Origin of the sequence: Streptomyces sp. NPDC059003, assembly GCF_042740445.1 — a bacterium.
Taxonomy (GTDB): Bacteria; Actinomycetota; Actinomycetes; order Streptomycetales; family Streptomycetaceae; genus Streptomyces.
On record NZ_JBHYJH010000001.1, the window covers coordinates 24,919 to 48,983 of the forward strand.

Consider the following 24,065-nt stretch of genomic DNA (forward strand, 5'->3'; position numbering starts at 1 on the left):
CCACTGTCCGGAACGCGCCCTCGCGCCCCCTCCGCGGCCGGGCCACGCTGTCCCGGCAGACGAGCCGAGAGGAGCCGCGCATGTCCACGCCCGTCTTCGATCAGCGCACCACCGGGTACACGCTGGCGCACGCGTACGCGATGGCGCTGGCCGCACAACTCGCCTACAAGGAGCCGGACGTCATCGAGCGGCGCGCCGCGGAGTGGGGCTTCAAGCGGGTGCGCCACCACCGCACGCGGTTCGAGCCGCCGTTCCCCCTGGAGGACACCCAGGCGTACACCATGGCCGGTGACCACATGATCGTCACCGCGTTCCGCGGCACGGAGACGGACAAGCTCCAGGACTGGCTCTCGGACGCGAGCACCCCGCCGTGGCCGGGCCCCGCGGGCACCGGCTTCATCCACTACGGCTTCGGCCAGGCCCTCGACTCGGTCTTCCCGGACGTGCGGGACACCCTCGCGGAGCTGCGCGACAACGACCAGACGCTCTGGCTGACCGGGCACAGCCTCGGCGGCGCCCTCGCCATGCTCGCGGCCTCCCGACTGCACTTCGAGGACCCGCATCTGACCGCCGACGGCATCTACACGTTCGGCCAGCCCCGCACCTGCGACCGGCTGCTCGCGGAAGCGCACGACAAGGCGTTCGCCGAGCGCGCGTACCGCTTCGTGAACGACAACGACGTCGTGCCGCACCTGCCGCCGGAGCCCGCCTACCACCACACGGAGGTCGTGCGGTTCATCGCCGCCGACGGCGGGATCCACGACAAGGTGGTGCGGCTCGGCGGGCTCGCGGGGCAGGCGAAGGGGTTCGTCACGGACAAGCTCAAGGACCTCACCGACATCAAGGGCCTGTGGGACTCCGCCCAGGACGCCTTCCGCGACCACAAGATGGCGCGGTACGTCGCGGCCCTGGAGAAGCACCGGCAGTGACCGGAGCGCGGCCGCGCGGTCAGGGGCGGCGCTGATACGTACCGGGTGTGTAGCCGAAGGAGCGGCGGAAGACGTCGATGAAGGCGCTCGTCGACGACCAGCCGCAGCGGTGGGCGACGGCGGTGACGGGCATGTCGTCGGCCAGCATCCGCAGGGCGTGGAAGAGGCGTGACTGCGTGCGCCACTGGGGGAAGGTCATGCCGAGTTCGGAGCGGAACAGCCGGCTGAGGGTGCGTTCGCCGACCCCGGTCGCGGCGCCGAGGGCGGCGAGGGTGCGGGGGTCGGCCGGGTCGTCGTGGACGAGTGCGCAGACCGCGGCGAGGCGCGGGTCCCCGGGGGTGGGCAGCTGCATCGGCTGCTGCGGGGACGCGCGCAGCTGGTCGCGCAGGACGGCGCGCAGGCGACGGCGTTCGGCGCTCGTGTCGTCCGGTGCCCGGGTGTACTCGATGATCAGCTCGCGAAGGAGCGGCGTGACGGCGAGGACGGTCGGGGCGTCCAGGTGCAGCGGGTTGTCGTCCGCGGGCAGGCCGACGAAGTAGGCGTTCAGAGGGCCGTGCGCGCGGTGGGCGTGCACGGTGCCCGCGGGCACCCAGATGGCGCGGGTGCCGGGCGCGAACCACGTCCCGGCGTCGGTGGTGACGGCCACGACGCCGGAGCCCGCGTAGACGATCTGGTGGTCGTCGTGGCGGTGCGGGTCGATGCGCTCCCCGGAGGCCAGGACGCGGAGGTGGGTCGGGGCCTTGGGGGTGTGGCGGACGTCCGACGCGGGGTGGATCTCCGACGTGGAGCGGACGTCCGACGCATGAGGGACGGGCGCCGCGTGAGGGACCGGCTCCGTCTGGCGGTTTTTCGGCACAGCTTGGCATTTTATCGGAAGCCCGACAGGGTGCGGGGTGGCGACGATCGACGGGTGTCCAACAGACCTCTCACCCTCATGTCCTTCGGCCACGCCTGCGTCGACGTGTACCAGGGCGCCGTGGCCGCGCTCGTGCCGTACTTCGTCGCCGAGCGGGAGTACACCTACGCCGCCGCGTCCGGCATCGTCCTGGCCGCGTCGCTCCTGTCGTCGGTCGTGCAGCCGCTGTTCGGCGCGCTCACCGACAAGTGGGCGATGCCGTGGCTGCTGCCGGTGAGCACGCTGGTGGGCGGGGCGGGTGTCGCGCTCAGCGGCGTGTTCGGCAGTTACGCCCTCACGCTCGCCGTGGTCGCCGTGTCGGGGGTCGGCGTGGCCGCGTACCACCCGGAGGCCGCCCGCGTCGCACGCGTGGCGAGCCGCGGCTCCCACACGGCGATGGGCTGGTTCTCCCTGGGCGGCAACCTCGGCTTCGCGACGGCGCCGCTCCTCGTCTCCGCCGTCGTCGCCACCGGCGGCCTCGGCGCGTCCCCGCTGCTCGTCGTCCCGGCCGTCGCGGGCGCGGCGCTGTGCGCGGCGGCGCTGCGGGGCATCGCGACGCCCGCCGCGGCGACGGCACCGGGCGCGGGCAAGGCCACCGGCGGGGACGACTGGGCGTCCTTCCTCCGCCTCACCGGCGCCATCGTGTGCCGCTCGATCGTCTTCGTCGGCCTGAGCGCGTTCATCTCCCTGTACGTGCGCGAGCGCGTCGGCGGAGGGGAAGTGTCCGGTACGGCGGCGCTGTTCGTGCTCTACATCGGCGGCGCGATCGGCACGGTGGCCGGGGGCCGGCTCGCCACCCGCTACAGCCGTGTCATCGTCGTCCGCTGGTCGTACGCGCTGACCGTCCTGGCGGTGGCCGGTGTTGTGCTCGTGCCGGGACCGCTCCTGTATCTCTTCGTGGCGCTCACGTCGGCGGGCCTGTACGTGCCCTTCTCGCTCCACATCACGCTCGGCCAGGACTATCTGCCCCGGCGCGTGGGCACCGCCAGCGGCGTCACCCTGGGCCTGACCGTCAGCGTCGGCGGCATCGCGAGCCCGCTCATCGGCGCCCTCGCCGACCACACCTCCCTGCGGACCGCCCTGGCCCCGCTGATCGCCCTGCCCGCGGTCGGCTGGCTCCTGCTGCGCCCGCTGCGCGAGCCCGAGATACCCGGCACGCTCGGTGCCGCGCCGGCCGTCACCACGGCTCCCGCACCCGACCGCACCTGAGCGGTCGACTTTCGTCGGCCGGACGTCGACTTACGGCCGCAGTGCCGCACCGCCCCGGCTGCCTACCGTCGGACCATGGCTCCCACGCGTCAGGGCGGCCGGGGACGGCCCGTCCTCGCCCTCTTCCTGCTCGCCCCGTTCGTCGGCGAGTTCCTGCTCGGCAACCTCACCGTCCCCGAGCTCGGACTCGGCGTCCTGCTCGCGCCGCTGTACGGCTGCGGGGCGCTGCTCGTCCGCGAGGCCGGGCGGCGCACGGGCGGCGGCTGGCCGGTCATCGTGCTGCTGGCCGCCGCGTACGCCCTGATGGAGGAGGGCCCGGTCGACCAGCTCCTGTGGAACGACTCCTACGCCGGACAGGACCTGCTGCACGGCCCGTCGTACGTGCCCGCGCTCGGGACCAGTGTCGAGCTCGTCCAGGCGGTCCTCGCGCTGCACACGGTGTGGAGCATCTGCGTGCCGATCGCGCTCGTCGAGGCGTGCGTGCCACAGCGGCGGACCACTCCGTGGCTCGGCCGCACGGGGCTCGCCGTCACAGGCGTGGTGTACGTCCTCGGTGCGGCCCTGGTCTTCTGGGGCAACTACGCCGAGGAGCACTTCCTCGCCCCGCCCGCCCAACTGGCGCTGTGCGGTGCCGTGATCGCGGCTCTCGTCGTGCTCGCCCTGCGGCTCCCGTCGCGCCGGCGCCCGGCGGCCGTGCCGGGCGTCGCGCCCGCCCCGTGGCGCGTGGGCGCCGCCGCGCTGGTCGGCACCAGCCTGTACTGGGGTCCGTCGGTGCTCGTCACCGCCGACTGGTTCGAGTGGCCCGGGGTCGGCGTGTGGTGCGCGGTCGCCGTGGCGGGGGCCGTGGTCGTCCCGCGCTGGTCGCGGCAGGAGGGCTGGCGGCCGCGGCACGTGTGCGCGCTCGCGGGCGGCGCGCTCCTGACGTATGTCTGGGCGGCCTTCCCCGTACGCCCGGAGAACGGCGGCTCCGTGACGGCCGATCTGGTCAGCAACGCGGTGTGCGCGGCCCTCGCGCTCGCGGTGCTCGCGCGGGCCGCCCGAACCGCCCGAGTGGCGGAGCTCGACGGCCCGATGCATCCGGCCGGGCCAAGCCGATCTGCGCACTTCCGGGCCCGCTCCTACGGTGGCTGAATGGCCATCAGGTTCCTTCCGCGCCCCACCGCTGTCCGCGCCGCGGCCCTCGTCACCGGGCTCCTCGTCTGCCTCACCGGCCCGGCCGCGTGCGCCGAGCCGACCCCGCCCAAGCCGCTGCCCGCGTACTCCTCGTCCCTCCTCGACCGGCCGGGCACCCAGGTGCGCCCCGGGTCCGCCGCGCCGCCGCTTCCCGGCGAGGTCTCCGCGCTCGCGTGGCTGGTGGCCGACGCCCGCACGGGCGACGTGCTCGCCGCGCACAACGCGCACCGCCGCCTCCCGCCCGCCTCCACCCTCAAGTCCCTGTTCGCGCTCACCGCGCTGCCGCGCCTGCACCCCGACACGCGGCACACGGTCACCGACGCCGAGCTCGCCCGCGTCGGCGCCGGCAGCAGCCTGGTGGGGGTCGCGGCGGGCCGCACGTACCGCGTCTCCGACCTGTGGCGCGGCGTGTTCCTCAGCTCCGGCAACGACGCCGTGCACGTGCTCGCCGCGATGAACGGCGGCATGCACCGCACCGTGCGGCAGATGCGCGTCAAGGCCCGCGCGCTCGGCGCCCGCGACACCCAGGTGGTCTCGCCCGACGGGTACGACGCCGCGGGGCAGGTGTCGTCCGCGTACGACCTGGCGGTGTTCGGCCGCGCGGGCCTGGCCGACCCGCAGTTCACGCGGTACTGCTCGACGCCGGTCGCGGCCTTCCCCAGCGGCCGGTGGTCGTACCCGATCCAGAACACCAACCGGCTGCTCACCGGCGCCGACGGCGTCGCCCGCTACCCCGGCCTGATCGGCGTCAAGAACGGCTACACCAGCGGCGCGGGGAACACCCTCATCGCCGCCGCCCACCGCGGCGCGCGCACCCTCGTGGTGACGGTGATGAACCCGCAGAACGGCGGCCACGCCGTGTACGAGGAGGCGCGGCGCCTGCTCGACTGGGGCTTCGCGGCGGCGGACCGGGTGCGTCCGGTGGGCTCGCTGCTGCCCGCCAAGCCCCGCACGGCCCCGGACCGGTCGCGGCACGCGGCCGCGGTCACGCTCGTCCCGGCCGGTTCGTCCGACGACGACTCGGACTGGCCCGCCCTCCTCCTGGTCGGCGCGGGCGGCGCGGCGCTCGCCACCGGGTGCGTGCTGATCCTGCGGCGGCGGGCCGCTACGGTGGCCCGACGTGCGGGCGCGGGAGGGGAGTTCGTGGAGTGAGCGAGCCGCTGGGGGTGGCCGTTATCGGAGCGGGCCACATGGGTGCCGACCATGTGCGGCGCCTCGCGCGGACCGTCGGCGGCGCCCGGGTGGTGGCCGTCGCCGACCCGGACGCGGCACGGGCCGAGGCGGCCGTCGCCGGGCTCGACGGCGTCCGGGTGCACACCGACGCGCCGGCCGCCCTTGCGCAGCCGGGCGTGGCGGCCGTGGTGGTGGCGTCCCCGGACAGCGCGCACGAGGAGGCGCTGCTCGCCGCGGTCGCGCGCGGTCTGCCCGTGCTGTGCGAGAAGCCGCTGGCGCCGGACCCGGAGGCGGCGCTGCGGGTGGTGGAGGCGGAGGCGCGGGCCGGGCGCAGGCTGATCCAGGTGGGTTTCATGCGCCGCTACGACACCGAGTACCGCCGTCTGAAGACGCTCCTGGACGCCGACGCCATCGGCAGACCGCTGATGCTGCACTGCCGCCACCGCAACGTGTCCTCTCCCCCGCACTTCACCTCCGCGATGCTGATCACCAGCTCGGTGGGGCACGAGATCGACGCGGCGCGCTGGCTGCTCGGGCAGGAGATCACCGCGGTGACCGTGGTCAGGCCCCGGCCGTCGGCCGCCGCGCCCGCCGGGCTCCTCGACCCGCAGCTCGTCCTGTTCGAGACCGACGGCGGCGCCCTGGTCGACGTGGAGGTCTTCGTCAACTGCGGCTTCGGCTACGAGGTGACGTGCGAGGCGGTCGGCGAGAGCGGCAGCGCCCGCGTCGGCGACGGGCACGGCATGGTCGTGCGGTCGGCGGGCGGCGCGCGCCGGGACATCGCGCAGGACTACCTGGTGCGCTTCGCCGACGCGTACGACCGTGAGGTGCGGGCGTGGGTGGCGGGCGCGCGCGAGGGCCGGGTGGCGGGGGCGAGCGCCTGGGACGGGTACGCGGCGGCGGCCGTCGCCGAGGCGGGGGTGCGGGCGCTCGGGTCCGGCGGGCGGGTCGCGGTGGAGTCGGCGGAGCGGCCCGCGTTCTACGGCTGAGACGGTGTCCGGCCCCTGACTGAGGCGGCCTCCGTCCCTGGCGGCGGTGTCCCTGCCCGGCCGCGGCGGTGTCCGTCCCTCAGGCGCGGCCCGGCCGCCAGTAGCCGAGGGCGTGGACGCGGTGCTTGGGCACCGAGAGCTCCTTGCGGACGTACGCGGTCAGGGCGCGGGTCGTGGTGGTGTCGCAGGTGATCCAGACGTACGCGTCCGCCGCGTCGTCGACCGCGGCGGCGAGCCCCGCCTTGGCCTGGCGCACCAGCTCGGCGCCGGACGCCTGCCGCTCGACGAAGTGCACGTCGTGGCGGGCGGGGTCGGTGCGCAGGGGCAGCTCGCGGTCCGACGCGTGCTGCGTCTCGAACCAGATCGTCGCCGGGGTCCCGGGCAGCGCGTCCAGGAGGGAGTTGACCGCCGGGAGCGACGCCGGGTCGCCCATCACCAGGAGCCGCGACGGCGTCGGCTGCGGCGCGTCGAAGCCGGTGCCCTGCACGGTCGCGTCGACGGTGTCGCCCGGCTCGGCCTTGCGCGCCCACTCGCTGGCGCAGCCGTCGTGCAGCGCGAACTCCAGGCTGAAGGTGCCCGCGTCCGGGTCGGGGTCGACCAGGGTGTAGGCGCGCTGGTGCGGTCTGCCCGCGTTGTCGAACCACAGGCGCACCCACATCGTCGGGTGCACACCGGTCTGCGCGAGCATGCCGCCGTCGGTGAGGTGCACGCGGCGGTAGTGCTCGGTCACGTCCTCGACGGCGGTCACCGTGAACCGGAAGTCCTTGCCGCGGAACAGCTTGAGGACGACGCCCTCCCAGCCGTGGCCCACCCCGGTCTCCTCCCCTGAGACAACTTATTCAAGTTAGGCCAGCCTAACCTATGTTACCTCCGGGTGGCGCGACCCCTCAGACCCCGCCGAGCAGCTTGGTCAGACCGCGGTCCAGATCGAGCCCCGCCGCCTCGCCGTCGGCGCCCACCACCGCGTAGGACCGCAGCAGGAACCGGCGCAGCGCGGCCCGGTCGAACTGCACGAGCGCGAGGCCGTGCGAGGCGTGGAACTCCAGGACCGTGCGCGCCCGCCCGCACGGCCAGATGTGCACGTCACCGGCGCCCGCCGGGGCACTGAGCCCGCTCTCGAGCAGGGCGCGGGCGAAGATCCAGGTGACCTCGGCGCCGTCGAGGGAGACCTCGGGCGGGAAGGTGACCTGGACCGCGAGCGGGTCGGACGCGGTGTAGCGCAGGGTCACGGGAATCGGGCGCTCGCGGCCCTCCGGAGTGATCAGACGAGCGCGGGCGGACTGTTCAAGCGTGACGGCCATGGTCGGGCTCCACTTCTGGCGATTCCTTGTCCCTACGACCTGGTGACGGGTGCCCTGATTACGGAAGTGCACAGAGAGATGCGTGTGACCTACGCCACTCTCCTCTGATAAGTCGGACATTTGTCACCTAGAGTTTCGAACTCACCCGCACCCCCACAGTGGGTCAGGAGAGTGTCCTGTCATGTCCGACGTCCCGGCCGACGTCCCCCCTGACGTCTCCCCCGAGATACCCGGCGCCCCCGAAGGCCCCGCCACCGCGCCCGGTCCCGCCACAGCCGCGTACGCGCGCGTGTACGAGGCCGAGCACCGGCGCCTCGTGGCGTACGCGCGCTCGCTGACCGGCAACGACTGGGTCGCCGACGACCTCGTCGCCGAGGCGCACTTCCGGGTCTGGCGGCGCCTCGCGGCGGGGCACGAGATCGAGAACGTGGCCGCGTATCTCATGACGACCGTGCGCCATCTCGCGGCGTCGGTGGGGCGGGCGGCCGCGCGCGAGACGCCCCGCGACCCGCAGGCCGCTCAGGCCCACGACACCCTCGACGTCACCGGCGTCGCCGCCGTCGCCGAGGACGCGGACGACCCGGCCGCCCGCGTGTCGTCCGTCGACCTGCTCAGGCGGGTGCTCGGCCAGCTGCCCGAGCGGTGGGTGAAGGCGCTGTGGCTCGCGGAGGCCGAGGGGCAGCCCCTCGACGCCGTCGGGCGGACCATCGGCGCCGGGCGCGGCGCCACGGCCGTACTCCTGCACCGGGCCCGCGAGGGCATGCGCCAGGCGTTCCTGCGCGCGCACCCCGGCACGCCCGAGAGCCCCGCGTGCGAGACCCACTGGGACCGGATGCCCGCCCACATCCGCGGCGAGGCCTCGGTCCGGCAGTCCCAGACGCTCCTCGCCCACGTCGACGGCTGCGCCGACTGCCGCGCCCGCCTCGCCCTGCTGACCCGCGCCAACCACCGGCTTCCCGCTCTCGTGGGTCCCGCGCTGCTGCTCTTCGTGCTCGGGGGCGCGGGCAAGTTCCTCGTGCCGCTCGCGGCCGGGGCCGGTGCCGGGGCGGCGGGTGCCGCATCGGCCGCCGGTTCCGGTGCCGGCGCGCATGCGCAGGGGGGTTTGTTCCACGGCGTACGTCATGTCCTCACTGCGGGCGGGAAGCTGCCCGTCGCCGCGGCCGCGGCGGTGGGCACGACGGTCGCCGGAGCCGCCGTGGCCGCGGGCCTGGTCCTCGGTGGCGTCGGCGACGCGGCGGCCCCGCCCCGCGTGAGCGCGGCGGAGAGCGGGCCGGTGGCACAGCCCGAGCAGGCACCCCGCGAGGCGGACGGCGTCGAGGCGCCCGACCAGGAGGCCGCACCGGAGCCGGAGCCGCGGGCGGCGGCCGAGCCGGACGCACCGCGGGCCCCGGACGCGGCACAGGCGGAGCCGGAGGCCCCTGGGGCACCGCCTCCCGCGGCGGCGGACGCCCCACAGCAGGACGAGCCCGCGCAGGCCGAGCCGGACCCGCCCGCGCCGAACCAGCCCCCCGCCCCCGACGGGGCCGACCCGGCGGCACCGGAGCCCCAGCAGCCCGTGCCCGCTCCACGGCCGGACGAGCCGGACCCCGGCGCCGCCACGACCCCGCCGGAGCCGACCCCGCCGCCGGACCCCACACCGACGCCGACGCCCACGCCGACACCTGTGCCCACACCTACGCCGACGCCTACACCTGTCCCCACGCCTACGCCTACGCCGATACCGACGCCGACCCCCACACCCACGCCTACGCCAACCCCCACGCCCGTACCGACCCCGATCCCCACGCCGACCCCGACCCCCACCCCGGTCGACCCCACACCTACCCCGGTGGAGCCCACTCCTCCCCCCGAACCGACCCCCACTCCCCCACCGACGCCGGTTCCGACGCCGACGCCGCCCCCTGCGCCCGTCGACCCGCCGACACCGACGCCCGTCGATCCGCCGCCCACCACCGGGCCGGTCTGCGACCACTGGGCCGGGCCCGTCTGGGTCTGCCGCCGCGGCTGACGGGTTCTCGACGGGATCACGGAGACGAGGTAGGAGTACGAGGCGTGTCCACACCTCAAGGTCCTCAAGGGGCCCGCGCCGCCGACCGCGTGTCCGCGCGCGAGGCCATCGCCGCCGTCACCGCCGACTTCACCGAACTCCCGGCGCCGCCGCGCCCCGCACGGCCGGACGGCCCGCTGTCCTGGGCCGGGTACGACACCGCGCGTGCCGCCGCGCGGGAACGCACCGGCGAGACGGAGTCCGTGGTGTGCGGCACGGCGACCGTGGGCGGCACGCGCGCCGTCCTCGTCTCCTTCGAGTTCCGCTATCTGGGCGGTTCGCTCGGGGAGCGGACCGGGGACCGCCTCGAAGCGGCGTACGCGGCGGCGCGGGCGGAGCGGCTGCCGCTGGTGTCGCTCATCGCGACGGGCGGCAGCCGCATGCAGGAGGGCATGCGCGCGCTGCTCCAGCTCCAGCGCGTGGCCGCCCAGTCGGCGCTCAACCGCGCGGCGGGCCTGCCGCAGATCGCCGTGGTGCGCGATCCGACGACGGGCGGCGGCTGGGCGACGCTCGGCGCGGGCGCCGACGTGGTGCTCGCGCTGCCGCAGGCGCAGGTCGGCTTCGCCGGGTCGCGGGTCCGGCCGCCGGACGCGGACCCGGCGGCGTACACGGCGGAGGGCCAGCTGGCGGCGGGCGCGGTCGACGCCGTCGTACCGCCGGACGCGCTGCGGTCGCGGCTCGGACACTGGCTGCGGCTGCTCACCGCGCCCGCGCCGGGGCCCGTCGCGCCGCCGCGCGCGCTCGGCGACACGGCGCCGCCCGCGACCGGCTGGGACGCGGTGCGCAGGGCCCGCGCCGCGCAACGCCCGCGCGCCGAGGCCTATCTCGACGCGTACTTCGCCTCGCGCGAGCCGATCAGCGGGGACCGCTGCGGCGGCACGGACGACGGCATGCTGTGCGGCTTCGGCCTGCGCGACGGGCGCGCGATCGCGTACGCGGCCCAGTGCGGCACGGCCACACGGCCCGCCGGATACCGCACCGCCGCCCGGCTCGTCCGCCTGGCCGACCGCCTCTGTGTCCCCGTCCTCACGCTCATCGACACGCCGGGCGCAGCCAACGACGCCGCCGCGGAGCGCGCCGGGGCGGGCGCGGCGATCGCGGACGTCTTCGCGGCCCTCGCCGCCGCGCGCGTGCCCGTCACGTCCCTCGTCGTCGGCGAGGGCGGCTCGGGCGGCGCCCTCGCGCTCGCCGCCCCCGGCAACACCTGGGCCACGCCCGACAGCTACTTCTCCGTGATCGCACCGGAGGCGGCGGCCGCCATCCTCAAGCGCCCGCGCGCCGAGGCCCCGGCGCTGGCCGACGAACTGCGGCTGCGCCCGCAGGACTTGGTGGAGCTCGGGGTCGTACGCGGCGTCGTGCCCCGGTGACGCCCGCCCGCGCGGACCCGCGCGGGACCTGCGGGTGCGGGATCGAGTGGGGCGTTGCAGGATAGCCGCATGTTGTTCGCCCGGGTTGCGGAGGTGTCCAAGGGGGTGGCGGCGACGTCGGCGCGGTCGCGGAAGGTCGCGCTGATGGCGGACGTGTTCCGGGCCGCGGACCCCGATGACGTGCCTCTCGTCATTCCGTATCTGGCGGGGCGGCTGCCGCAGGGGCGGCTCGGGGTGGGGTGGAACGCCCTCAAGGAGCCCGTCGCCCCGGCGGCCGAGCCGACGCTCGCGGTGCGCGAGGTGGACGCCGCCCTGACCGCGCTCGCCGCGGTGTCGGGCGCCGGGTCGCAGGCCGAACGGCGGCGGCTCGTGCAGGAGTTGCTGGGTGCGGCGACGGCGGACGAGCAGCGGTTCCTGTTCGGCCTGCTGACCGGGGAGGTGCGGCAGGGGGCGCTCGACGCCGTGGCCGTGGAGGGCCTGGCGGCGGCGACCGGGGCCCCGCCGGTCGGGGTGCGGCGTGCCGTGATGCTGGCGGGGGCGCTGGCTCCGGTGGCGCGGGCGCTGCTCGCGCGGGGGCCGGACGCCCTGGAGGAGTTCCGGCTCACGGTGGGGCGGCCGGTGCAGCCGATGCTGGCGCACAGCGCGGCCTCCGTGGCCGAGGGGATCGACAAGCTCGGCCCGTGCGCGGTCGAGGAGAAGCTGGACGGCATCCGCGTCCAGGTGCACCGCGACGGCGACGACGTACGCGTCCACACCCGCACGCTCGACGACATCACCGACCGCCTTCCCGAACTGACCGCCGCCGCCCTGGACCTGAAGGGGCGGCGGTTCATCCTGGACGGCGAGGTCATCGCGCTCGACGGCGACGGGCGCCCGCGGTCCTTCCAGGAAATCGCCGGGCGGGTCGGCTCGCGTGTCGACGTGGCCGCGGCGGCGGCCGAACTGCCCCTGTCCCCCGTCTTCTTCGACGCGCTGTCCGTCGACGACGTGGACCTGCTCGACCTCCCGCTGCGCGAGCGGCACGACCGCCTTGCGCGGCTGGTGCCCGAGCCGATGCGGGTGCGCCGGGCGCTCGTCGACGACCCCGCCGACGGGGCGGCGCGGCAGGCCGCCGACGACTTCTTCGCGGCGACACTGGCGCACGGCCACGAGGGCGTGGTCCTCAAGGGGCTCGACGCCCCGTACAGCGCGGGCCGCCGCGGCGCCTCCTGGCTGAAGGTCAAGCCCGTGCACACCCTGGACCTGGTGGTCCTCGCCGCGGAGTGGGGCCACGGGCGGCGCACCGGCAAGCTGTCCAACCTCCACCTGGGCGCCCGCCGCGCCGACGGCACGTACGCCATGCTCGGCAAGACGTTCAAGGGCATGACGGACGTGATGCTCGCCTGGCAGACCGAGCGGCTCCAGGAACTCGCCGTCAGCGACGACGGGTTCCTGGTGACCGTCCGCCCCGAACTCGTCGTGGAGATCGCCTACGACGGGCTGCAGAGGTCGACGCGCTATCCGGCGGGCGTGACGCTGCGGTTCGCGCGGGTGGTGCGGTACCGGGAGGACAAGACGGCGGCGGAGGCCGACAGCGTGGAGACGGTCCTGTCCGGCGTCGGGAGCCGCTGACGAGCTGGACCTCGGCAGGGCACGGGCCAGGGGCCGTGCGACGGGTGATGTCACCGTCGTACGGCCCCTGGGCTTCGCACGGCCCTCCGGTCCGCGTCCTACTGCTGGGGCGGCTTGTCCTGGTCCGCTCCCAGTTGTTCCTTGAGCTTCTCCTGGGCCGTGTCGACCTGGCTGCTGTACTTGCCCTGGGTCTTCTCGTCGACGAAGTCGCCGGCCTTGTCGATGCCCTGGCCGGCCTTGTCCTCGTGCCCCTTCAGCATCTGCTTGAGCTTGTCCATCACGGACATCGTGGCCTCCTCAGTGGTAGCCGACTCCTCCAGGTTCACCGCCTTTCGCCCGATCCGCATCCGCTGGCGTCACGCGCCGTGACGCGGGCGCCCCGACGCCAGGGGAACCGCCGGGGGAACTCCGTACAATCACCGGCACAGCCATCCGGGTGACCGGCAGTCACCTTCCTGGCCCAGGAACTGTTACGTGTTCCGGCAGCGCGTGATGAGTGTCTGACGTCTGACGCTCCGACGGTACGACCGTCGTGTTCCGTAGGGCGCGCCGCCGGGAAGGAAGAACGATCGTGAAGATCGCCAAGGCCGCTGCCGGTGTCGTCGGCGTCGCGATGGCTCTGGGGGCCGCGGCCCCGGCCGTGGCCGCCCCCGAGCCCCTGTCGGCCGCGAACCAGCTGCTCGGCCCCGACGCCCCCGGCAAGGGCGGCCTCAAGACCCCGGTGAAGGACGTCGACGTCAACGGCCTCGTCGGCACCGTCGACAAGACGACCAAGACGCTGAAGACGGGCGAGGTCACCGGCGCGACGACCCAGCTCGGCGGGGCCGGCGCCCACTGACCCACCCCTGTTCCGCCCCCGCGCACGAGCTCGGCGCCCCGGATGTCCGGGGCGCCGAGCTCTTTGCCGTGCGCGGCACCGTCCGGCCGTACGGAGCGCCGTCCGGTTGACCAGCGCCATGTCACAACTCCCCGCCGCTGCACCACTGTTGAGCGAGCGCGCCGCGGACGTGGCGGTGCGAGGAGCGAAGGGGAACGCGAGTGGATCCCGTAGTGGCCGGGGCAGCGGCGACCGTGCTCGTCAGCGTGGTCAGCGGCGTCGTGAGGATAGTCCGCGAGTGGCTCGGCAGGGAGGTGGAGCTCGCGCGCGTCGCCCACGAGGCGCTGACCGAGCGGGTACGGTGCGCCGCGCCCGGGGCCGCGTTCCAGGAGTCCTCGGGCGCCCATCACGTGCGAGTCGTCCCCGTGCGCCCCGAGAGCGGGGGTGGCCGTCATGGAGGATGCCGCGAGCGCTGAACTCAGTCCGCCGAGGCCGCTTGCCGCGGAGCCGGCCGCGCGGCCCCTGGAGGCGGAGTCGGCGGCGCTGCCCGGACGGGACCTCGCCGAGGAGCTGCACCAGACCGAGTACCCGGCCCTCGTGCGGTTCCTGCTGCTCCACGGCGCGACCTGGAACGAGGCGCAGGACGCCGCCCAGGACGCGTTCACGCAGATGTGCGCGCCCGGCGTGTCCATCCGCTATCCGAAGGCCTGGCTGCGCACGGTCGCGTGGCGTTCGTGGGTGGCGCAGCAGGTCCGGCCCGAGGACAGCTGCGCGGAGCTGCCGGAGTCCCGCGTGGTGGTGCGGTGGCAGACGCCCGCGCACGCGGCGGAGCTCGACGAGGAGGCCCGGCGCGTCACCGCCCTCCTGCTGCGCCTGCCCGCGAAGCAACGGGCCGCCATGGCCTGGCACCTGGACGGCTTCACCACGCAGGAGAGCGCCCGCGCGATGGGCACCACGCAGGCCGCCGTCCGCCAGAACCTGGCCCGGGCCCGCGCCGCCCTGCGCGCGGGCCTCGGCCTGGAGGGCGGCGGCACCTCCGAAGACGTACACGGGGAGCGGCGAACCGCCGGTGACATGCACGGGGAGCAGCGATGAGTCGCGACAGGGGCGGGACGACGGGCCGGGTCGAGGCCGGCCTCGACGTGCTGCTGCGGGCCGCCCACCGGCGCGTCGGCATCGCCGTGCACGACCGGCTCATGGGCCAGGGCGGGCCCCCGGAGCTCCGGGATCCCGACCTCGCCCTGGACCGGCTCCTCGCCTCCGCCCACCGCCGTACGGGGTTCGCGGTCACCGAGCGCCTCGCCAGGGAGGCGTGCGCCGCGGGCGAACCCAGGGCGACGCGGGGGCGGCTGCCGCCCGCGGGCAACGCGCTGATGCGGCGGCCCGCGGCCGTGCGGCTCAAGTACCGCTTCGAGGCGCTCGGGATCGCCCGTGCCCTGGCCCGGGTGGACCCGGTGGAGTCGCTGGGGGCCGCCCTGCGGGACGCGTGCCTGCTCAGCGAGATGCTGGCGGCGGACGAGGCGCGGGCGGTCACCGGCCGCATCGCCGCGCGGTTCGCGGAGGTCCAGCTCCTGCCGAAACCCCGCCGCCGCCCCTCCCCCGTGATCGGCACCGACTACCTGGCGGCCGTGGAGGAGTTCCTCGCGCCCCACACCGAACAGCTCGCCGGTGCCGTACGCGACGTGTGGCGGCTGCTCGACGAGGAGCTCGCGCCCTGCCTCGCCGACGGGGACGGGACCTGGTCCGGCTCCGCGCTCGGCGCCGACGTCGTGGCCCAGGACCTCGTCGACGACCTCACCGTGGCCCACGGGCTTGCGGTGGCGCTGTCCCGTGCCGTCCAGGACGTCGAGCGGGCCTGCAGCGACTTCGTGGGCGCCGACCTGCGCGACGCCAAGCTGGACGGGGTGCTCCTGAAGGGCATCCGGTGGGACGCGGCGACCACGTGGCCCGAGGAGTGGGAGGCGCTCGTCCGGCGCGCGTCGCTGCCGGTGGGCGGGGAGCGCGGCGTGCTGGTCGTGGCGGCGGAACCGCACGACAGCGTGGTGTCCGCCGACGTGTGACGCCGCGCGGCCGGTGGGGGGACGCGCTGCCGGTGGGGAGTGCTGCGCCGCCGGTGGGGGTCCTGCGCGTCGGATGCCGGTCGGGAGCGGTGCGTCGCGTCGCACCCCGCGTCTAGCCCGCCACCCGCTCCCGTACCACCAAGGACTGGCAAAATCCGGACGATAAGGTGGCATGAGCATCTAGTTGTCCACGAGCCATGAACCCAGGGAGATCTGTGTCCGCTTCACGCCTGAGTCGAACTCCGCTGCCAGGCATCGGCATGCGCTACGACCTGACCACCCGTGAGCAACGGCGGCTCTCCGTCGTGGCCCACCGGGACGGCGGGCGCACGCTCAGCGCCTACAGGTCCGACGACCCGGACGCCTGCTCGCTCTCGCTGCGGCTGAGTTCGTCGGAGGCGGCCGCGCTGGTGGACGCGCTGCAGCCCGCTCCGCAGAGCCCCGCCCTGCTGCACACCACCGACCTGGGGCTCGTCGCCGAGCGCATCGAGGTCGCGGCGGCCTCGCACTGGAACGGTCGGGTCCTCGGCGAGACGCGGATGCGGACCGAGACCGGCGCATCCGTCGTGGCGGTGCTGCGGCGGGCCGACGCCATTCCGTCGCCCGCGCCGGACTTCCGGCTCGCGGGCGGCGACACGCTCATCGTGATCGGCACCCGGGAAGGCGTCGAGAGCGCCGCGGCGATACTCGGCAGGGAGTGATCGCGTGCACTCCGCTGTTCTTCTGATCGAGTTCGGCGCGATCATCCTCGCGCTCGGCCTGCTCGGCCGGGTCGCGGGACGGTTCCAGTTCTCGCCGATCCCGCTGTATCTGCTGGCCGGGCTCGCGTTCGGGACGGGCGGCGTGCTGCCGCTCGGGGCGAGCGAGGAGTTCGTCGCCATCGGCGCCGAGATCGGCGTCATCCTGCTGCTCCTCATGCTCGGGCTCGAGTACACGGCGAGCGATCTCGTCAGCAACCTCAAGACGCAGTACCCGGCCGGGCTCGTGGACTGCGCGCTCAACGCGGTGCCGGGCGCGGTCGCCGCGCTCCTCATGGGCTGGGGGCCGGTCGCGGCCGTCGTGCTCGCCGGAGTCACCTGGATCTCGTCGTCCGGCGTCATCGCCAAGGTGCTCGGCGACCTGGGGCGGCTCGGCAACCGCGAGACGCCCGTCATCCTGAGCATCCTGGTCCTCGAAGACCTCGCCATGGCGGTGTACCTGCCCATCATCACCGCCCTGCTGGCCGGTGTCGGCTGGGCGGCGGGAAGCCTGACGCTCGCCATCGCGCTCGGCGCCGCGAGCGTGGTCCTGTTCGTCGCGGTGCGCTACGGGCGCCTCATCTCGCGCTTCGTCTCCAGTGACGACCCGGAGAAGCTGCTGCTCGTCGTCCTCGGTCTGACGATCCTCGTCGCGGGCATCGCGCAGCAGCTCCAGGTGTCCGCCGCCGTCGGCGCGTTCCTCGTCGGGATCGCGCTCTCGGGCGAGGCCGCCGAGGGCGCGCACAGCCTGCTGGCGCCGCTGCGCGACCTGTTCGCCGCGGTGTTCTTCGTCTTCTTCGGCCTGCACACCGATCCGGCGAGCATCCCGCCGGTGCTGCTCCCCGCGCTCGCGCTGGCCACCGTCACCGCGTGCACGAAGATCGCCACGGGGTACTGGGCGGCACGGCGCGCCGGCATCTCCGTCAAGGGGCGGTGGCGCGCGGGCGGCGCGCTCGTGGCGCGCGGCGAGTTCTCCATCGTGATCGCGGGGCTCGCGGTCACCTCGGGCATCGAGCCGTCCCTCGGCCCGCTCGCGACGGCGTACGTGCTGATCCTCGTGGTGGTGGGCCCGCTCACCGCCCGCTACGCCGAGCCCGCCGCCGCGCTGGTGGGCGGCCTGTCGCGACGCCGCGCGCGCCGACAGGGCCGCGACGTCGAGGAACCGCAGAAGGAGCCCGCCGCCGCCCTCACCTCCGAGGCCGTCGACGCGGACTGACACCCTCCCGCAAGGCTGTGGTCACGGCGTGCCGGTCCGGCACGCCGTGATCACACGGGGAGGGGCCCGCGGCCCGTCCCTCGTTCGGCCCAGGTCGCGGGCCGTGATCAGGACGTTTAGCGTGTGACGGGGGTGTCTCCTGAGGCGGGGGGTTTGGAGGTCACCATGGATCACACGCCCGGCCCCGACCCCGTACCGCACGACACGCCGCAGCCCGTCCCGCAGGCCCCGCCGGGCGCCGCGCCGCGGACGGACTCCCGGGCCGCCGTGCCGCCCCCGGCGCACCTCGCGCACCACGCGGGCGGCAAGCACGAGCACCGCTGGCTGATCCTCGCCGTGATCGCCATCGCCCAGCTCATGGTGGTCCTGGACGCCACGATCGTGAACATCGCGCTCCCGTCCGCCCAGCAGGACCTGGGCTTCACCGACGGCAACCGGCAGTGGATCATCACCGCCTACGCGCTCGCGTTCGGCAGCCTGCTGCTGCTCGGCGGGCGCATCGCGGACCTGGTGGGCCGCAAGGCCGTCTTCCTCGCCGGGCTCGCCGGCTTCGCGCTCGCGTCCGCGCTCGGCGGCGCCGCCACCAGCTTCTCGATGCTGGTCATCGCCCGCGCCCTGCAGGGCGTGTTCGGCGCGCTCCTCGCGCCCGCCGCGCTGTCGCTGCTCACCACGACGTTCACGGATCCGCGCGAGCGCGCCAAGGCGTTCGGGATCTACGGCGCCGTCGCGGGCTCGGGCGCCGCGGTGGGGCTGCTGCTCGGCGGTGTCCTGACGGAGTATCTGGACTGGCGCTGGTGCCTGTACGTGAACCTCGCGTTCGCCGCGGTCGCGATGATCGGCGGCGCGCGCCTGCTGCACCCGGGGGCGCCCCCGGACCGGCCCAGGCTCGACGTGCCCGGCACCCTGCTGGTCTCCGCGGGCCTGTTCTGCATCGTCTACGGCTTCTCGAACGCCGAGACGCACGCCTGGGGCGACTGGATGACCTGGGGGTTCCTGGTCATCGGTGTCGTACTCGTCGCGCTGTTCGCCTGGTGGCAGACGCGCGCCACGCATCCGCTGCTGCCGCTGCGGGTGGTGCTCGACCGGGACCGCGGGGCGTCGTTCCTCGCGATGTTCATCTCCGGCGCGGGCATGTTCGGCGTGTTCCTCTTCCTGACGTACTACATGCAGCAGATCCTCGGCTACTCGCCGATCAAGACCGGCCTCGCGTTCCTGCCGCTGGTCGCGGTGATGGTGGTGGTGTCCGTCCTGACCACCAACGTCCTCGTGCCGAAGTTCGGCGCGAAGCCGATCGTGCCGCTCGGCATGGGCCTCTCCGGGGTGAGCATGGTCTGGCTGACGGCCCTCGACACGGACAGTACGTACGCCGGGCACGTGCTGCCGCCCCTGCTCGTCATGGGGCTCGGCCTCGGCCTCGTCTTCGCCCCGGCGATGAGCATGGCCACCGCGGGCGTCGCCGCGCACGACGCGGGCGTGGCCTCCGCGATGGTCAACACCAGCCAGCAGGTGGGCGGTTCCATCGGCACGGCCCTGCTGAACACGCTTGCCACCAGCGCCGCGACGCACTATCTCGTGGGTAAGCGGCCGACGCCCCAGGTGCAGGCGGAGGCACAGATCCAGAGCTACGAGACGGCGTACTGGTGGTCGGCGCTCTTCTTCGGCGTCGGGCTCCTCGTCACGTTCGTGCTGTACCGCAGGGGGCGCCCGGCCGACAGCCATCTGAACGACGGCGCCGTCCACATGTGAGCAGGACCCGCGCAACTGGAGGTCAGTGACCGATGACGACGTCCCCCGGCGGCGACGGCGGCGTCGCCCTGGCCTCACCCCGGGGCCGCTGGGTCCTCACGTGCGCGGTCCTCGCCTCCGGCATGGCCCTGCTCGACGGCACCGTCGTCAACGTCGCCCTGCCGACCCTCGGCCGCGACCTGGACGCGTCGATCTCCGCGCTCCAGTGGGTGATCAACGCGTACATGCTCACGCTGTCCGCGCTGCTGCTCCTCGGCGGCGCGCTCGGGGACCGCATCGGGCGGCGGCGCACCCTCGTCATCGGCGTGGTGTGGTTCGCGCTCGCCTCGGCGCTGTGCGGTCTCGCCCAGGACGCGGGGACGCTCATTGCGGCGCGGGCGCTGCAAGGGGTGGGCGGCGCGCTGCTCACGCCCGGGTCCCTCGCCCTGGTGCGGTCCTCGTTCCGGTCGCGTGACCAGGCGAAGGCGGTGGGCGCGTGGTCGGGGCTCGGCGGGGTCGCCGGGGCGGTGGGTCCGTTCCTCGGCGGCTGGCTCATCGACGGCCCCGGCTGGCGCTGGATCTTCCTGATCAACGTGCCGCTCGCCGCCCTGGTGCTGCTCGCGGCGCGGCACGTCCCGGAGAGCCGTGACGAGGGCGCCGCCGCGCAGCGGTTCGACGTGCCGGGCGCGGTGCTCGCGGCGCTGTTCCTGGCCGGGGTGAGCTTCGCGCTGATCGGTGCGTCCGGTGACGCGTCGTTCGCGTCGACGGTCCTGCCGGGCGTCGCCGGGCTCGTCGCGGGCGTCGCCTTCCTGGTCGTCGAGCACCGGCGGCGCGACCCGATGCTGCCCCTGGAGCTGTTCCGCTCCGGCCTGTTCTCCGCGGCGAACGTCATGACGCTGTGCCTGTACGCGGCCATCGGCGGCATCCTGTTCCTGCTGCCGGTGCAGTTGCAGACGACCCTCGGCTACGACGCGTTGCAGGCCGGCACGGCGACGCTGCCCATCACGGTCCTGATGCTGCTGCTCTCCGCCCCCGCGGGCGACCTGGCCCGGCGCGTCGGCCCGCGCCTGCCGCTGTGCGCGGGGCCGCTGATCGCCGCCGCGGGCGTGCTGTTGATGCTGCGCATCGGCCCCGGAGCTTCGTACGCCGCCGACGTGCTGCCCGCGGTGGTCGTCCTCGGCCTCGGCATGAGCGTGTTCGTGGCGCCCCTGACGGCGACCGTGCTCGCGTCCGTCGACGCGGGCCGCGCCGGGCTCGCCAGCGGCGTCAACAACACGGCGGCCCGCATCGCCCAACTGCTCGTCGTCGCCGCCCTGCCGCTCGCGGTCGGCCTCACCGGCACGGCGTACGCGGACGCCGACGCGCTCGACACGGCCTTCGACAAGGCGGCCTGGGGCTGCGCGGGCCTGTTCGTCCTCGCGGCCCTCGCGGCGTTCGCCTTCGTCCGGCCGGAGCCCGCGGACTGGCACGGCGCCCCGGGCAACCGGCCGCACTGCAAGTCCAACGTGGCGGTGACGGCACCGCCGTTGGAGCCGGGGGCGTGCGGCAAGGAGTGACGCCGCGACTCCTCTGCGGCTCCTGGGGAGCGTACGTCTCACACGTCCCGTACGAACAGCGTCACCGTCACGCCCTCCACGAAGCCGTTGCGCCGCATCAGCGCGGCCGACGCCGTGTTGCGGGACTCGACGTCGGTGACGACGGCGGTGGCCCCGGCCTCGGTGAGCGTGGCGCAGCAGGCGCGCACCAGGCGGCTCGCGATGCCGCGGCCCTGGTGGGTGGGGGCGGCCGCGATCCACTCCAGGTTCCCCCAGTCGGGCCGCTGGTCGAAGCCCATCGAGCCGAGGACGAACCCGGCGAGCTCGTCCCCGTCGAGGGCCACCCAGCAGGCGGAGGCGTCGGCGTCCAGGTGCCCGGCGACCGCCGAGAGGGACCACGAGGTGTACGGCTTCACGGTCGTGTCGTACACCTGGTGGCCGAGGGCGAGGACGGCGGGCGCGTGGGCGGGTGTCATCGGGGCGAGTCCGACGGGCGGGCGCTCGGCCGTGTCGGGCCTGGTCACGGGGCCTCCCAGGGCGAACCCCGGGAGTTCCGGGGACGTGGCACCACGGTAGGCGGAGAGCCGGGGAGCGGCCCGTCAGGTCGGCGTATGGCCCAGCACGACGGTCGCGAGGGTGCGCTTGAGCCAGGCCTCGTAGTCGTCGTAGGACCAGCCGCCCTCGGTGACGAGGCTGTCGTGCACACCGGCGCTCAGGAGGGCGATCACGATGTCGGCGGCGCGCGGGTCGATGGCGTGGCCCGCGGCGCGGATGCGGTCGACGACCGTTTCGACGCCGAGGCGGTGTCGTCGCCCCGCTTCGTCCTGCGTCGCCGCGATGTCGGGATCGACCGCGGCACCCGAGTCGAGGATCGTGACGATGTCGCCGCAGCGCTCCCTGACCTGACGGCTGATCCTGGCCAGCGTGCCGAGCAGTTCGACCGGGTCCGTCACCCCGTCCGACGCGGCCAGCAGATCGGGGATGCCGGCCTCGTCGTCCAGCAGGTCGACGAGGCCGATGAGGACGCCGGCCTTCGAGCCGAAGTGCGCGTAGAGGGTCTGCGGTGCGACGCCGGCCTGTTGGGCGATGAGACGGATCGGCGTACGGGCGTAGCCGCGCTCGGCGAACAGACCGCGCGCCGCACCGAGGATCGTGCGCAGCGTCAGCGCCTCACGGCGGTCGCGCAGTCGGACGACACCGGGGAGGTCGGCTGGCATGTATGCTCCAATTGGAACGTTGTTCCAGTCAGTGGATCGAAGCTCTAAGTTAACAGGAGTGGAGACGTCATGCCCCTTCCCCAGCCGTTGGACGCGTTGCTCGCCGGGCTCGCGCACGCATGGAACAAGGGCGACGGTGCCGCCTGGGCCGGGCACTTCGCCGAGGACGCCGACTTCGTCGACGTGGTGGGCCGGGTCCAGCGCGGCCGGGCCGTCATCGCCGCGGAACACCAGAAGATCTTCGACACGATCTACCGGGGCAGCCGGCTCACGATCGAGCACCTCGACAGCCGCCCGCTCGCGGACGGCCTCCTGCTCGTGCACACCACAACCACCCTGCACGTCCCCGAAGGAACGCGAGCGGGCGAGTGGCACGCCATCCAGACGAAGCTCGTACGGGACGGCCAGATCCTGGCGTTCCACAACAGCATGCGCATGGACCTGGCGGACTTCACACACGAGGACGAGGACTTGGCCCGCCGCTCTCCGCGGGAGTGGCGGCGGACGGGCACACAGGACTCTCAGGAGACGCCCAGCCATTGATCGTCCAGGGCTGAAATGCGTTGAGCTCATGGCCTGAGGCTGGACGAGACCCGGGTGGGGGAGGCCGACGAGGCGTGGGTCCCGGTGGTCACGCCGGACGGACCCGGCGTACCGGTGTGGTTCAACTCGGACTGAGCCGCACCGGTCAGCCATCCGCCCGCGCCTTCTTCGGGCGCGCCCCCCTTGTGGACGTCCGCCGCACGCTGATGCGCTCGGGCCACAGTGGAGTCGGCCTCGATCGCGCGCTCCACGGCGTCGGCCGCGTCATCGCGCCTGAACCGCCTGTGGCAGCCTGGCCCAGGTGCCGTCCTTCTCCTCCTGGGCGAGCGCGGGTACGCGGTCTGCCAGGGGGCATCACGCTCAGACAGGGCGCGCCGGGGAGCGGCGGACGACGACGAGCACAGCGAGCTCGGGCACGTCAACCCCTACGCGCCATAGCCCAGTTGGACGACACACCGGTGCCGGACACGTGCTCGGGAGGGCCTATCGTGTACGCCATGTCCGCTCCCGAGCTGATCCGCATCGTCTCCCGCTCATCGCCCATGGCCCTGGCCCAGGTGGAGCGCGTACGCACCGAACTCGCCGCCCTCCACCCCGGCATCCGCACCGAGGTCCTGCCCGTGACGACGTCCGGGGACCGCTGGATGGGCGATCTGGCGCAGCTCGGGGGCAAGGGCGCGTTCACCAAGGAGGTCGACGCGGCGCTGCTCGCCGGTGAGGCGGACCTCGCCGTGCACTGCGTCAAGGACGTGCCCGCGGACCGTCCGCTGCCCCAGGGCACGACGTTCGCCGCGTTCCTCAAGCGCGACGACATCCGCGACGCGCTCATCCACCCCGACGGGCTCACCCTCGACGAACTGCCGTCCGGCACCCGGATCGGCACGTCGTCGGTGCGCCGCATCGCCCAACTGTCGGCGTCGCACCCGCACATCACGTGCGTGCCGATGCGCGGCAACGCGGGCCGCCGCCTGGAGAAGCTGGCCGCGGGCGACGCGGACGCGCTGCTGCTGGCCGTGTCCGGCCTGGAGCGGATCGGCGCGACGGGCCTGATCTCCGAGGTGCTGTCCGTGGACGTGATGTGCCCGCCCATCGGCGCCGGGGTCCTCGCGCTCCAGTGCCGCGAGGACGATGTCACGACCATCGACGCGATCAGCGGGCTCGGTGACCGCGACGCCTGGCGGGAGGCCACCGCCGAGCGGATGTTCCTGCACGTGCTCCAGGGGCACTGCAACTCGCCCATCGCCGGGTACGCCCGCAGCGAGGCGGGCGGCGACCTGTCGCTGCGCGCCCGGGTCTTCACGCCCGACGGCAAGCGGGTCCTCAACGCCCATGAGTGGGCCGGGCCCCTCGACCCGGCGACGCTCGGCACGTCGGTCGCGGTGACGCTGCTGCGGCAGGGGGCGCGGGAGCTGATCGACTCGATCGCGCACTGAGGCAGGCGCCGGGGCGCCGCCCGTTCCTGCAGCGCGTACCGCGTCCCGCGCGCCGCTCGATGTCCGGCCTCTGGGGGAAATCCCCCAG

25 protein-coding genes are annotated in these 24,065 nt (G+C 74.5%); 19 read left to right on the plus strand and 6 right to left on the minus strand.

The genetic code is table 11. The features are described from left to right. Positions 1-80: 80 nt before the first annotated feature. On the plus strand, positions 81-929 hold the full coding sequence (locus ACFWZ5_RS00135) for a lipase family protein (RefSeq protein ID WP_384786712.1): 849 nt from the start codon (positions 81-83) through the stop codon (positions 927-929). Positions 930-948: 19 nt separating this feature from the next. On the opposite strand, the gene ACFWZ5_RS00140 is transcribed toward ACFWZ5_RS00135, so the two are convergent. Beyond that, on the minus strand, positions 949-1,704 hold the full coding sequence (locus ACFWZ5_RS00140; protein ID WP_384787019.1) for an AraC family transcriptional regulator: 756 nt from the start codon (positions 1,702-1,704) through the stop codon (positions 949-951). A gap of 159 nt (positions 1,705-1,863) precedes the next feature. Between ACFWZ5_RS00140 and ACFWZ5_RS00145 the strand changes: the two genes are divergently transcribed. From ACFWZ5_RS00145 to ACFWZ5_RS00160, 4 genes are all read left to right on the plus strand, one after another. Continuing rightward, complete coding sequence (locus ACFWZ5_RS00145) at positions 1,864-3,033, plus strand: MFS transporter (protein ID WP_384787022.1); 1,170 nt, start codon at positions 1,864-1,866, stop codon at positions 3,031-3,033. A 75-nt stretch (positions 3,034-3,108) separates the two neighbouring features. Then, complete coding sequence (locus ACFWZ5_RS00150; RefSeq protein ID WP_384786714.1) at positions 3,109-4,164, plus strand: DUF998 domain-containing protein; 1,056 nt, start codon at positions 3,109-3,111, stop codon at positions 4,162-4,164. Next, positions 4,165-5,358: a D-alanyl-D-alanine carboxypeptidase family protein gene (locus ACFWZ5_RS00155; RefSeq protein ID WP_384786718.1), complete on the plus strand. Its 1,194-nt coding sequence runs from the start codon at positions 4,165-4,167 to the stop codon at positions 5,356-5,358. It abuts the gene before it with no gap. Continuing rightward, positions 5,355-6,368: a Gfo/Idh/MocA family protein gene (locus ACFWZ5_RS00160; protein WP_384786721.1), complete on the plus strand. Its 1,014-nt coding sequence runs from the start codon at positions 5,355-5,357 to the stop codon at positions 6,366-6,368. The genes ACFWZ5_RS00155 and ACFWZ5_RS00160 overlap by 4 nt, the downstream gene beginning before the upstream one ends. 79 nt (positions 6,369-6,447) lie before the next feature. Here the strand turns inward: ACFWZ5_RS00160 and ACFWZ5_RS00165 are convergent, their stop codons facing one another. Together ACFWZ5_RS00165 and ACFWZ5_RS00170 are read right to left on the minus strand one after the other, a co-directional pair. Next, on the minus strand, positions 6,448-7,179 hold the full coding sequence (locus tag ACFWZ5_RS00165; RefSeq protein WP_384786724.1) for a siderophore-interacting protein: 732 nt from the start codon (positions 7,177-7,179) through the stop codon (positions 6,448-6,450). Positions 7,180-7,255: 76 nt separating this feature from the next. Next, the gene (locus ACFWZ5_RS00170; protein ID WP_384786727.1) at positions 7,256-7,669 is read right to left on the minus strand and encodes an SsgA family sporulation/cell division regulator; all 414 of its coding nucleotides are present in this window, start codon (positions 7,667-7,669) and stop codon (positions 7,256-7,258) included. 181 nt (positions 7,670-7,850) lie between these two features. On the opposite strand from ACFWZ5_RS00170, the gene ACFWZ5_RS00175 reads away from it, so the two are divergent. The 3 genes from ACFWZ5_RS00175 (at position 7,851) to ACFWZ5_RS00185 (ending at position 12,694) form a co-directional block, all read left to right on the plus strand. Continuing rightward, complete coding sequence (locus ACFWZ5_RS00175) at positions 7,851-9,677, plus strand: sigma factor (RefSeq protein WP_384786730.1); 1,827 nt, start codon at positions 7,851-7,853, stop codon at positions 9,675-9,677. Between the two features lie 44 nt (positions 9,678-9,721). Continuing rightward, complete coding sequence (locus ACFWZ5_RS00180; protein ID WP_384786734.1) at positions 9,722-11,083, plus strand: carboxyl transferase domain-containing protein; 1,362 nt, start codon at positions 9,722-9,724, stop codon at positions 11,081-11,083. A 69-nt stretch (positions 11,084-11,152) separates the two neighbouring features. Continuing rightward, positions 11,153-12,694, plus strand: a complete 1,542-nt coding sequence (locus ACFWZ5_RS00185; protein WP_384786737.1) for an ATP-dependent DNA ligase — start codon at positions 11,153-11,155, stop codon at positions 12,692-12,694. 98 nt (positions 12,695-12,792) lie between these two features. Here ACFWZ5_RS00185 and ACFWZ5_RS00190 read toward each other — a convergent pair whose 3' ends face one another. Beyond that, positions 12,793-12,981, minus strand: a complete 189-nt coding sequence (locus ACFWZ5_RS00190) for an antitoxin (RefSeq protein WP_384786740.1) — start codon at positions 12,979-12,981, stop codon at positions 12,793-12,795. Between the two features lie 284 nt (positions 12,982-13,265). Between ACFWZ5_RS00190 and ACFWZ5_RS00195 the strand changes: the two genes are divergently transcribed. From ACFWZ5_RS00195 to ACFWZ5_RS00230, 8 genes are all read left to right on the plus strand, one after another. Then, complete coding sequence (locus ACFWZ5_RS00195) at positions 13,266-13,532, plus strand: hypothetical protein (protein WP_384786742.1); 267 nt, start codon at positions 13,266-13,268, stop codon at positions 13,530-13,532. 200 nt (positions 13,533-13,732) lie between these two features. Then, positions 13,733-13,987, plus strand: a complete 255-nt coding sequence (locus ACFWZ5_RS00200; RefSeq protein WP_384786744.1) for a hypothetical protein — start codon at positions 13,733-13,735, stop codon at positions 13,985-13,987. After that, complete coding sequence (locus ACFWZ5_RS00205) at positions 13,965-14,606, plus strand: RNA polymerase sigma factor (RefSeq protein ID WP_384786747.1); 642 nt, start codon at positions 13,965-13,967, stop codon at positions 14,604-14,606. Before ACFWZ5_RS00200 ends, ACFWZ5_RS00205 begins: the two co-directional genes overlap by 23 nt. Beyond that, complete coding sequence (locus ACFWZ5_RS00210; RefSeq protein WP_384786750.1) at positions 14,603-15,571, plus strand: hypothetical protein; 969 nt, start codon at positions 14,603-14,605, stop codon at positions 15,569-15,571. Before ACFWZ5_RS00205 ends, ACFWZ5_RS00210 begins: the two co-directional genes overlap by 4 nt. 197 nt (positions 15,572-15,768) lie before the next feature. Then, a complete protein-coding gene (locus ACFWZ5_RS00215; RefSeq protein ID WP_384786753.1) occupies positions 15,769-16,272 on the plus strand; it encodes a cation:proton antiporter regulatory subunit in 504 nt (167 codons plus the stop codon). A gap of 4 nt (positions 16,273-16,276) precedes the next feature. Further along, entirely contained in the window at positions 16,277-17,524 is a 1,248-nt protein-coding gene (locus tag ACFWZ5_RS00220; protein WP_384786756.1) for a cation:proton antiporter, read from the plus strand. Between the two features lie 165 nt (positions 17,525-17,689). After that, positions 17,690-19,270, plus strand: coding sequence for an MFS transporter (locus ACFWZ5_RS00225; protein WP_384786759.1), 1,581 nt, complete (start codon positions 17,690-17,692; stop codon positions 19,268-19,270). Between the two features lie 32 nt (positions 19,271-19,302). Then, the gene (locus ACFWZ5_RS00230) at positions 19,303-20,805 is read left to right on the plus strand and encodes an MFS transporter (protein ID WP_384786762.1); all 1,503 of its coding nucleotides are present in this window, start codon (positions 19,303-19,305) and stop codon (positions 20,803-20,805) included. 38 nt (positions 20,806-20,843) lie between these two features. On the opposite strand, the gene ACFWZ5_RS00235 is transcribed toward ACFWZ5_RS00230, so the two are convergent. Next, positions 20,844-21,308, minus strand: a complete 465-nt coding sequence (locus tag ACFWZ5_RS00235) for a GNAT family N-acetyltransferase (RefSeq protein WP_384786765.1) — start codon at positions 21,306-21,308, stop codon at positions 20,844-20,846. Positions 21,309-21,383: 75 nt separating this feature from the next. After that, a complete protein-coding gene (locus ACFWZ5_RS00240) occupies positions 21,384-22,001 on the minus strand; it encodes a TetR/AcrR family transcriptional regulator (RefSeq protein WP_384786767.1) in 618 nt (205 codons plus the stop codon). A 69-nt stretch (positions 22,002-22,070) separates the two neighbouring features. Between ACFWZ5_RS00240 and ACFWZ5_RS00245 the strand changes: the two genes are divergently transcribed. The 3 genes from ACFWZ5_RS00245 (at position 22,071) to hemC (ending at position 23,977) form a co-directional block, all read left to right on the plus strand. Then, positions 22,071-22,544: an SgcJ/EcaC family oxidoreductase gene (locus ACFWZ5_RS00245; RefSeq protein ID WP_384786770.1), complete on the plus strand. Its 474-nt coding sequence runs from the start codon at positions 22,071-22,073 to the stop codon at positions 22,542-22,544. A gap of 39 nt (positions 22,545-22,583) precedes the next feature. Next, positions 22,584-22,679 (plus strand): DUF6210 family protein, encoded by a 96-nt coding sequence (locus tag ACFWZ5_RS00250; protein WP_384787024.1) that lies wholly within the window; start codon positions 22,584-22,586, stop codon positions 22,677-22,679. Between the two features lie 362 nt (positions 22,680-23,041). Further along, positions 23,042-23,977: a hydroxymethylbilane synthase gene (hemC, locus tag ACFWZ5_RS00255; RefSeq protein ID WP_384786773.1), complete on the plus strand. Its 936-nt coding sequence runs from the start codon at positions 23,042-23,044 to the stop codon at positions 23,975-23,977. Positions 23,978-24,065: the final 88 nt, after the last annotated feature.

Coding starts and splice junctions, on each gene's coding strand:
- ACFWZ5_RS00215 (WP_384786753.1), top strand. CDS start 15,769: ATGAACCCAGGGAGATCTGTGTCCGCTTCACGCCTGAGTCGAACTCCG.
- ACFWZ5_RS00150 (WP_384786714.1), top strand. CDS start 3,109: ATGGCTCCCACGCGTCAGGGCGGCCGGGGACGGCCCGTCCTCGCCCTC.
- hemC (WP_384786773.1), top strand. CDS start 23,042: ATGTCCGCTCCCGAGCTGATCCGCATCGTCTCCCGCTCATCGCCCATG.
- ACFWZ5_RS00170 (WP_384786727.1), bottom strand. CDS start 7,669: ATGGCCGTCACGCTTGAACAGTCCGCCCGCGCTCGTCTGATCACTCCG.
- ACFWZ5_RS00135 (WP_384786712.1), top strand. CDS start 81: ATGTCCACGCCCGTCTTCGATCAGCGCACCACCGGGTACACGCTGGCG.
- ACFWZ5_RS00205 (WP_384786747.1), top strand. CDS start 13,965: ATGGAGGATGCCGCGAGCGCTGAACTCAGTCCGCCGAGGCCGCTTGCC.
- ACFWZ5_RS00225 (WP_384786759.1), top strand. CDS start 17,690: ATGGATCACACGCCCGGCCCCGACCCCGTACCGCACGACACGCCGCAG.
- ACFWZ5_RS00240 (WP_384786767.1), bottom strand. CDS start 22,001: ATGCCAGCCGACCTCCCCGGTGTCGTCCGACTGCGCGACCGCCGTGAG.
- ACFWZ5_RS00245 (WP_384786770.1), top strand. CDS start 22,071: ATGCCCCTTCCCCAGCCGTTGGACGCGTTGCTCGCCGGGCTCGCGCAC.
- ACFWZ5_RS00230 (WP_384786762.1), top strand. CDS start 19,303: ATGACGACGTCCCCCGGCGGCGACGGCGGCGTCGCCCTGGCCTCACCC.
- ACFWZ5_RS00190 (WP_384786740.1), bottom strand. CDS start 12,981: ATGTCCGTGATGGACAAGCTCAAGCAGATGCTGAAGGGGCACGAGGAC.
- ACFWZ5_RS00210 (WP_384786750.1), top strand. CDS start 14,603: ATGAGTCGCGACAGGGGCGGGACGACGGGCCGGGTCGAGGCCGGCCTC.
- ACFWZ5_RS00145 (WP_384787022.1), top strand. CDS start 1,864: ATGTCCTTCGGCCACGCCTGCGTCGACGTGTACCAGGGCGCCGTGGCC.
- ACFWZ5_RS00175 (WP_384786730.1), top strand. CDS start 7,851: ATGTCCGACGTCCCGGCCGACGTCCCCCCTGACGTCTCCCCCGAGATA.
- ACFWZ5_RS00185 (WP_384786737.1), top strand. CDS start 11,153: ATGTTGTTCGCCCGGGTTGCGGAGGTGTCCAAGGGGGTGGCGGCGACG.
- ACFWZ5_RS00155 (WP_384786718.1), top strand. CDS start 4,165: ATGGCCATCAGGTTCCTTCCGCGCCCCACCGCTGTCCGCGCCGCGGCC.